This window comes from Desulfogranum marinum, from assembly GCF_016918565.1.
GTDB lineage: Bacteria > Desulfobacterota > Desulfobulbia > Desulfobulbales > Desulfobulbaceae > Desulfogranum > Desulfogranum marinum.
In genome coordinates this window covers 1-1,280 of the sequence record NZ_JAFFQD010000131.1, presented here as the reverse complement: position 1 = coordinate 1,280, position 1,280 = coordinate 1, and the positions used below count along the sequence as shown (strand labels likewise).

General features: G+C 40.6%; 2 protein-coding genes. One reads left to right on the top strand and one right to left on the bottom strand.

The window, feature by feature from the left end; all coding sequences use genetic code 11:
* Nucleotides 1–411: 411 nt before the first annotated feature.
* Nucleotides 412–720 carry a Druantia anti-phage system protein DruA gene (locus tag JWH17_RS23180; RefSeq protein ID WP_332468479.1) on the bottom strand — a complete coding sequence of 103 codons (309 nt, stop codon included), beginning with the start codon at nucleotides 718–720 and terminating at the stop codon, nucleotides 412–414.
* A 307-nt stretch (nucleotides 721–1,027) separates the two neighbouring features.
* Here JWH17_RS23180 and JWH17_RS23175 point away from each other — a divergent pair.
* A partial coding sequence (locus tag JWH17_RS23175; protein WP_205225074.1) for a hypothetical protein occupies nucleotides 1,028–1,280 on the top strand: 253 nt, incomplete at its 3' end.

Sequence of the window (1,280 nt, the reverse complement as noted above, 5' to 3'; positions counted from 1 at the left end):
TAAGATGGTCGTATAATTATAATACGTACACGTTTAAAGACAAGAAAAAAAGCACGGTAATTCAATAAAACCGTGCTTATAAAGTAGGGTCTTACGATTAGGATGTTCGCTTTAGACGATTTTCAGGTTATCAATGGTCATCTGATTTTCGTAGAGAGATTAGCTGAATTCCTTTCCTTTCAGCTATTATAACATACGTTTGAAAATCAGACTTTTTGTCTCTATATGACCCTGTGCTGTATTTTAAATTTTTGGACGCGGTCGGCTATTAAAGCGAGATAAATCGAAACAAAAAGAACGATTCTATAGCTTATTGCAGCCTAAATAGCTCGTATGTTTGGTGTTACAAATTTTTCAGAATTCAACACGAAAACGTGTCAAGAGAAAAATTATTTTTTTTGCGCTGAATAGTTACGCCAGATTTTTGTAATGGTAGTGAGGTAGTATAAGAAATCGTGAATTGTTGGCAACAAGATGACGTCGATCATACTGGTGGCGATATTCCCAACCAAGCCAACAATCAAGCGCTCCACACTTCAAAGCTGCCGCAGAAAAGCTGATAAGGGCAACCCACTCGTCATGCCAGGTGGCAATATACCAGATGGTATTGCCAATTTTTGGCAATGCTCCCAGGTAATGATGAGATCCCATCAGTTTTTGGAAACGACTTTCTTCTGCATGCTGAACTGGACGGACGACAACTTGGGATAGATCTAAAATAATTCTCTAGTGTTATTAACGGATTAATAAAACCGTATCGTATCTACGAAAGAATGTCCAGGTTTAAAAGTGACTTGCTGGAGTTGTATCAAGAATAACGCAGCATGAAATCATCCTGGCCGAAAAGGTTTGCTTGCGGTGTTGCGTCATGCTACCTTTTTTGAAGAGACATGTTCCTTTTTTCTCTTCTTATTGAAAGGGTTGAATCAGAATATCCAAAACAGGTCGAGAAACTGAGACGGCGTGCGGATAAATTTGATTATGCTTAACTCAACGAAGTGTTACAGAGAACCAATGGATAAAATTAATGAAACGGTCAAGACGTTCTTCCGCTGATGGTACAAAGGCTTCATCGGACGACCAAGCCATGCAATCAAAAAGCACAGCTGCAGAAAAGCAACCCGCCGGAAAGAAGATGCCTGTGCCTTGGGGTGAGCCGGTCATGGACTATCAGCTATTTGCCGACGCTCATTCTGATCTGATCTGCGGTTGGTTTCCCGACACCACGCTGTTTTTTGTCAATACCAGCTATTGCCTGTTTTTTGGGAAAAGTCGGCACG